The organism is Paracoccus onchidii (assembly GCF_028294535.1).
Lineage (GTDB): Bacteria > Pseudomonadota > Alphaproteobacteria > Rhodobacterales > Rhodobacteraceae > Paracoccus > Paracoccus onchidii.
The window spans coordinates 1-5,989 of sequence record NZ_JAQBIE010000055.1 but is presented as its reverse complement, the minus strand read 5'-3'; the positions used below and the strand labels follow the sequence as shown (position 1 = coordinate 5,989).

8 protein-coding genes and 1 pseudogene are annotated in these 5,989 nt (G+C 55.8%); 4 read left to right on the top strand and 5 right to left on the bottom strand.

Annotation, left to right across the window (positions count from 1 at the left end; translation table 11 throughout):
* Window positions 1–173, bottom strand: a pseudogene (locus PAF17_RS19850) (IS6 family transposase); the annotation flags it as partial.
* Between the two features lie 347 nt (window positions 174–520).
* Here PAF17_RS19850 and PAF17_RS19845 point away from each other — a divergent pair.
* Complete coding sequence (locus PAF17_RS19845) at window positions 521–1,669, top strand: Hint domain-containing protein (RefSeq protein ID WP_271890799.1); 1,149 nt, start codon at window positions 521–523, stop codon at window positions 1,667–1,669.
* A gap of 97 nt (window positions 1,670–1,766) precedes the next feature.
* On the opposite strand, the gene PAF17_RS19840 is transcribed toward PAF17_RS19845, so the two are convergent.
* From PAF17_RS19840 to PAF17_RS19825, 4 genes are all read right to left on the bottom strand, one after another.
* The gene (locus PAF17_RS19840; protein ID WP_271890797.1) at window positions 1,767–2,750 is read right to left on the bottom strand and encodes a L,D-transpeptidase; all 984 of its coding nucleotides are present in this window, start codon (window positions 2,748–2,750) and stop codon (window positions 1,767–1,769) included.
* Window positions 2,751–2,837: 87 nt separating this feature from the next.
* Window positions 2,838–3,080 (bottom strand): hypothetical protein, encoded by a 243-nt coding sequence (locus PAF17_RS19835; protein WP_271890796.1) that lies wholly within the window; start codon window positions 3,078–3,080, stop codon window positions 2,838–2,840.
* Between the two features lie 125 nt (window positions 3,081–3,205).
* Complete coding sequence (locus PAF17_RS19830; RefSeq protein WP_271890795.1) at window positions 3,206–3,556, bottom strand: hypothetical protein; 351 nt, start codon at window positions 3,554–3,556, stop codon at window positions 3,206–3,208.
* Window positions 3,557–3,632: 76 nt separating this feature from the next.
* The gene (locus PAF17_RS19825; protein WP_271890794.1) at window positions 3,633–4,064 is read right to left on the bottom strand and encodes a hypothetical protein; all 432 of its coding nucleotides are present in this window, start codon (window positions 4,062–4,064) and stop codon (window positions 3,633–3,635) included.
* 379 nt (window positions 4,065–4,443) lie between these two features.
* On the opposite strand from PAF17_RS19825, the gene PAF17_RS19820 reads away from it, so the two are divergent.
* The 3 genes from PAF17_RS19820 (at window position 4,444) to PAF17_RS19810 (ending at window position 5,847) form a co-directional block, all read left to right on the top strand.
* Complete coding sequence (locus PAF17_RS19820; protein WP_271890793.1) at window positions 4,444–5,082, top strand: hypothetical protein; 639 nt, start codon at window positions 4,444–4,446, stop codon at window positions 5,080–5,082.
* A gap of 30 nt (window positions 5,083–5,112) precedes the next feature.
* Complete coding sequence (locus PAF17_RS19815) at window positions 5,113–5,412, top strand: hypothetical protein (RefSeq protein WP_271890792.1); 300 nt, start codon at window positions 5,113–5,115, stop codon at window positions 5,410–5,412.
* Between the two features lie 138 nt (window positions 5,413–5,550).
* On the top strand, window positions 5,551–5,847 hold the full coding sequence (locus PAF17_RS19810) for a hypothetical protein (protein ID WP_271890791.1): 297 nt from the start codon (window positions 5,551–5,553) through the stop codon (window positions 5,845–5,847).
* The last annotated feature ends 142 nt before the right edge of the window (window positions 5,848–5,989 follow it).

Below are 5,989 nucleotides of genomic sequence, written 5' to 3'. Positions count from 1 at the left end.
CCGAATTTATCTGCCCAAGCTCGCACCGTTTGATGCGACACGATGATGCCGCGCTCGGCCAGAAGGTCCTCTACCATCCGCAGGCTCAGCGGAAAGCGGAAATACAGCCAGACCGCATATGCGATAACATCAGGCGGGAAACGGTGGCGGCTATAAAGGCGAGCGTGAGTCATGTTGCCATGTCCCACATCCCGTGGCAGCCGACCATAACTTTACAATGCCGCTATTGGTGCTCTTGCTGCTGAGCGGGGCAGTCTATCGCGTCGGCTGGGAACATATGCCCGTTTTCGGCTGACGGATATTATGCTGACCTGTCGCCAACGCCCCGATCGAAAGAGCGGGCGCCGCCAGATCCTGCCGCTTTTTTAATCGAAGCAGCGGTTCTTTCCGGCTCCTTTCTGGAGATCCGATTGAAACCAATCATCAACCGAAAAAAGAATCTTGCCGAACCGCTCAGTTCAGCGTTAACTAATTCTTGATCACAAAATTTTCTCTCACGCAGTCGACTGAAAGGGACGTCATGCCTACCACGTGGAACGCGATATATCTGGGGCAGTCGTCAAGCCTGATCGATCCGACCGAAGGCAATCAGACTGCCGAAAATGCGGCTGATTTGCTTGGCACCTATGGCAGTGCTTCTACACCCTTGTCGCAAAATATCGTGCGCGGCGAAACGATTGATTTTTATGGCGATAACGGCAGTGTTACGTCGACAAACGGCGTTTTGAATCAAGATAATTTTCCATATGTGGGAAGTAATGAACTTCACGATGACTTTAACGTCGCGCTGCCAGGGCAATCGGAGAGTGCGCTGGAATTTGACGCCACTTCGCAATATGCAGCCGAGATTCAATATGCCGATGGCAGCACGGCAGTCGCGTTGCTGGATGTGTTTCAAACGGTTGATGGTCACATATTTGTTGCCCCGTCGCTGGACCCTGCCACCAATACGCTGCTGACAGCGCAGGCGATTGACAGCATAGAGCTTCTAAACGTGTTCAGCCCTGTGTCGGATGGATTGGCCGTTGATCGCCCGGATCTGACGTTTCCCTGTTTTGCTGCGGGAACGATGATTGCCACCAAAGGTGGCGCGGTCGCTGTTGAAACGCTGCAAGCTGGCGATCTGGTTCAGACCGTTGACGACGGGTTGCAGCCACTGCGCTGGGTCGGCCGGGCCGAGATCGACCTTGATGGTGCTCCCCAAATGCGGCCTGTCCGTATCCGCGCCAATGCCTTGGGCGCGGGCATCCCATCTTGTGATCTGCTGGTGTCGCCGCAGCACCGCATTTTGGTCAAGTCAAGGATCGCGCAGCGGATGTTCGGCAGTGACGAAGTTCTGGTCGCGGCAAAACAATTGCTTGCGCTGGAAGGGGTCGAGCAGGCCAGTGACCTGCGCCGCGTGACCTATGTGCATTTCCTTTTCGACCGCCATCAGCTTGTCTGGTCGAATGGGGCGCAAACGGAATCGCTGTTTACCGGCCCCGAGGCACTGCGGTCGGTCGGCGTGGCGGCACGCGATGAAATTTTCGCATTGTTTCCCGAACTGGATCAGGACGCACGCGAGCCTGTGCGTGCGCTCGCCCCCGGCCGACGCGCGCGCCGGTTGGCACAGCGTCATGGTGCAAATGGACATTGCGCCATCCAGCAGCAGGTCTTTGCCCCTCAATAAGCAATCTTGTCGAGGTGTGTTTCCCTCTGGCCAGCCGCCGCAGATCACTCTGCGGCGGCTGGTTTGTATGGTGGGATAAATTGACCTGGCCGCGCGGTCAGGACGTCATGATGACAAAATCCTGCCCCGAGCGGCTGTCAGCATGGCTAGGCAGATCCGTAATGATCAGGGTCATCCCCGGATGCAGCATGGCAGCCGTTTGCCGGTTGAACTCGGGATCAATTCGCAAGCGGCTGATGATATCTTCCTCGGGCCGGTTGGGTGCCGTAGGGTCGGGATGATGGGTGACGCCAACCCAGGCCAGACCGCCATCAAGATTTTCCAGCATCATCACATGTTCGCCAACGGGACCCGGGCCAATGACGTCAATCTTCGTGCTCGCACGCTCTTCTCCATTCTGAAACAGATACAGGCGTCGATCTGAGGTCGAAGCAAGGAAGGTGCTGATCGGGTGGTTCTCGGCCTCGGTCCAGTCCTTGGGATGTTTTGCGGCCTCCAGGGTTGCGACGGTCGATTTCATTTCGGCCTCGGACGAGCCGTCCAGCAACATACCGGGGTGTTTCAGAATCCACGGATCGTTATGCGCACCCGCAATGATAACGGGCGTGCCCAAATGGGTGATCCCAAACAGCTTTTCCGAAAATGCCATCGGCAGGCGCACACATCCATGGCTGGCAGGATAACCGGGCAGATTACCCGCATGCAGCGCAATGCCATCCCATGTCAGCCGGTTCATATTCGGCATGGACGCGTTGTTATAGGTCGAAGAATGGTGATGTTTGTCTTTTTGCAGGATGGTGAACACGCCTGTGGGGGTCTCGTGCCCTTGTTTTCCGGTCGAACATGTCGAAACGGCAATGCGGATGCCGTTCCGATATACATGAACACGCTGTTCCGGCAGGGATACGATAACGGCGACCCCGCCATGCGGCGAGCGCTCCGGATGCCAGGTAAATTCACCGGGCTGCATGGATTCGATTTCCATCACCACATCAGCAGCTGCCGGCAAACAGGCGGCGCTGGCAAAGGCCCCCAATCCGATCAATGCCTCTCGTCGGGAAAATCCGCCGCCCAATACCATATCATGTGCCTTTCGAAGCCTGAAATCTACATGATGATCCAAGCTTGGCTATAGAGTGTCAAGAATTATAGGCTGCGAAAGGCGCATTCATTTGCGGCTTTTCCCGAGTATTTTGCAAATAGTCGCGATCAAAACAAGATTCAGCAGTGGCGCCAGAATCGCCGAGGTCATCCGCAAGGCTTCGGGAAGGTTGTCCAGAAACATCACCCAAGGCAAACCCATCGGGATCAGAAAGACAGCTGATAACGGATCGCTCTCTTGCCCGAAAAGGCCAAACGTTCCGATTGCAAGCAGACAGAGCGCCGCAAGATATAGCGCCGCAAACACCATCACGACAATCCGGCAAACCCTGCCCATAGTTTCTCCGTTTTATGGATGCGGCGATGCCTGCCGGCATCGCCAGGTTGTAACTGTCCTGACGCTGGATCAGGGCAGCCAAAGGCAATGCCCGAAACCTAGTCGCAGTCGGGGTACATATAACGGTTCGCCTCGCTGACATCCGCAGGGCAACCGATATAGCCGGAATGCGTCCATTCCACGACGTGATGCCCATGCGGCCCGAACGAGCACTGGAAGGTCTGGCCGGAGGTGGTCGTGCCATTGACGGCATGCGTGCCGTCGGTGCGCTGCCCCTCATAGGTAAGTTCGCTGATCTCACTGGTGCTGACGCCAAGGTGATGCGCAGCATAGGTGTTGCAATGCGTCATCATTTCTGCATCGTTCGCGTCGGTTCTGGCCAATGCCGGATGGCTGAAACCCGCCAGCGCCGCGAAGGCAATTCCCATAGTCGCCATTCTGATTTGCATGACTTTTCCTCTCTGATGTTGTTATTGTCGTGGATCAGACTGCCATATGTTCCCAAGCCATTCGGCCGTCATTGATTTACTGGATCGAGAGATCCAGATTGAAGCCTGTAGTCTTGCCAGTATCGGCATCATTTCCCAGCTGATAGACGCGGATGGCGTAGGTACCGTCCGAAGGCAATCGAACCGTTGTCGAATTTCCGTCATTGGCGCTGTTGTAAATGGCGACACCGTCACTGCCCGGTGGCAGGATGTTGAAATAAATCGAACCGTCGCCATTGCTTTCTGCGATCGAGAGTTCGGCAAAGATCTCTTGCCCGGCCTTGGCGCCAAGCTGATAATCGACATATTCGTTCCCGGTGATGGTTCCGCTGACCATAGTCCCGAAATTGCCCGGCGCGAATTGCACGTGCGAAGATTCCTGTGCGTAACCCAAGGTGGCAGAGATCGGCATCAATGCGCCAAGTCCAAGCCCCGCTATGGTCGTGGATTTCAACAGATGGCGTATCATGTTCAACATCTCTCCATAAATATGGGTGCTGAGAAACCGACCTCTCGGGCAATCGGCAACCCTTTCACAGCCTGATAACAGCATGTCGCGACGCATCTGAAAAGACGAAAAGTTGCAACGGATTTGTAACACTCTGTTGGCGAAGGGCCGCGCCTTCCCTACCGATCAAAAACCACCGGATTCGAACTTTGCCTTGGCCCTGAAAATATCTGAAACCAAGAAATAATGCATCCCTTCGCCTGCAAAAATTATCTCGACAGTTGAGAAGGTTACCGATACACATGACCGTGATAGAAATTCACACCAGGACAGTTTGGCTGCCTAATTTCGCGTGTTTTCACATCAACTTATGTGGCGGCATGAATTCCGGAGATGCTTGATGACCGCACGGTTTATTGCGTTTGGGTTGGCCTTTATCGGGGCGACGCTTGGCTCATCTGCGGGGGCGCAGCAAGATGCCGGGCGCAACGCTTGTGTCGAGCATTTGCGTGAGGTGGGCGGGCCTGACGCCAGAAACGGCATCGACATCCTGAGCAGCGAATTTTCCGAAGCCGGAACCCTGGTCATGATGCGTGATGCCGGCGGCAGCACCTGGCGCTGCATCGGATACACGGATGGCGCCATCGGGGAATTTCGCGTCGTCGACGCTATGGATGACGGCGATGGTGCCATGGCAGGTCAAAGACATGTTTCCGATCCGGGCGCGACTCATAGCCGCCGGGTCAAATTCGCACCGGGAACGGTGGGTGCAAGCTATGACGGCACGCTCACCCCGGGGGCGTCGGCGAAATATGTGCTGGGGGCCAGGAACGGGCAATTCCTGCATGTGAAGATACATCACAAGGGCGGGAAGATGTCCTATCAGATCCTCAACCCCGATGGGTCTTTCCTGCTGGACATGACAGCCGCCAAAACCCCTTATCGCGGACAGCTGTGGCAAAGCGGTGATCATGTGGTCGAGGTGATCAATCGCACGCATCACGATGAAAGCTATCGTGTCGAGTTCAACATCAAATGACTTTACCAAGCAGAGAGAGGAAGAAGAGCTATGTTTAACATGAAAATCCTTGCAGGTCTGGTTGCGGTTGCTGCGCTAGGTGCCTGTGTGGAAGAGGACGAGTTCGCCAGCTCCACCCCGGCAGTCGGAAGCTCTGCTGACCTGTCTTCCTTCGAAGGTGCCAAAGCTGGTCAAGCCGAGATGGGCATCCAGAATCTGGGATACGAGGCTGTGCGCAGCCAGGGCCTGACAACCTGGTGGTTCAACCGGTCAACAGGAGCATGCGCACGGATCGTCACCTCTAACGGGCGCTATTCCGAAGTCGACATGCTGCCGGCCGGAGACTGCTGAGACACGCGGTCCGTATCTTGGTATTATAGATCTGGGCCGGTCAGGCCCTGATCTTCCCGACCTCATGCAGCGTCGCGCGAAACACAGCCCGGCAGGTGCGGGATATACGTCATCGTTTTTCAAAGGGAAGTCGTCGGGATGTGGAAATATCTGATTGGTGCCATTGTGGGCTTGATGATCGGAGCTGTGGGGGCTGTCTTTACAATGGGGGCCGCCGTAGGCGCGGGTGCAGGCGTAGGGCTTGCCGCGGGGATTTGCAGCATGGCCAAAGCTGCGCAGGATTTAGGTGTCATGACCGCGGAACAGGTAGATGAAGCCATGACCCATGCGGCGTCTCTGTTCGGCTCGGAAATGTCAGAGGGGACCAAAATGATCGAGGGAGGTGCGGCAAGATGCGATACCGTCCTTGATGAACTGCGCAAAGTCGCATCTTAGTTGTTCAGTCCTGGCATCTTGTGGGGTACTGTAAAGTTAACCTGTCTGTCTGGAAATAGGGGCTGATGGCAGTTTTCACGCGGCACTGAGTTGTGCGATGTCGCGCCACGCATCCATGGCCACAGCGCGGAGTTCTCGAAAA

Coding starts and splice junctions, on each gene's coding strand:
- PAF17_RS19825 (WP_271890794.1), bottom strand. CDS start 4,064: ATGATACGCCATCTGTTGAAATCCACGACCATAGCGGGGCTTGGACTT.
- PAF17_RS19815 (WP_271890792.1), top strand. CDS start 5,113: ATGTTTAACATGAAAATCCTTGCAGGTCTGGTTGCGGTTGCTGCGCTA.
- PAF17_RS19845 (WP_271890799.1), top strand. CDS start 521: ATGCCTACCACGTGGAACGCGATATATCTGGGGCAGTCGTCAAGCCTG.
- PAF17_RS19830 (WP_271890795.1), bottom strand. CDS start 3,556: ATGCAAATCAGAATGGCGACTATGGGAATTGCCTTCGCGGCGCTGGCG.
- PAF17_RS19810 (WP_271890791.1), top strand. CDS start 5,551: ATGTGGAAATATCTGATTGGTGCCATTGTGGGCTTGATGATCGGAGCT.
- PAF17_RS19840 (WP_271890797.1), bottom strand. CDS start 2,750: ATGGTATTGGGCGGCGGATTTTCCCGACGAGAGGCATTGATCGGATTG.
- PAF17_RS19820 (WP_271890793.1), top strand. CDS start 4,444: ATGACCGCACGGTTTATTGCGTTTGGGTTGGCCTTTATCGGGGCGACG.
- PAF17_RS19835 (WP_271890796.1), bottom strand. CDS start 3,080: ATGGTGTTTGCGGCGCTATATCTTGCGGCGCTCTGTCTGCTTGCAATC.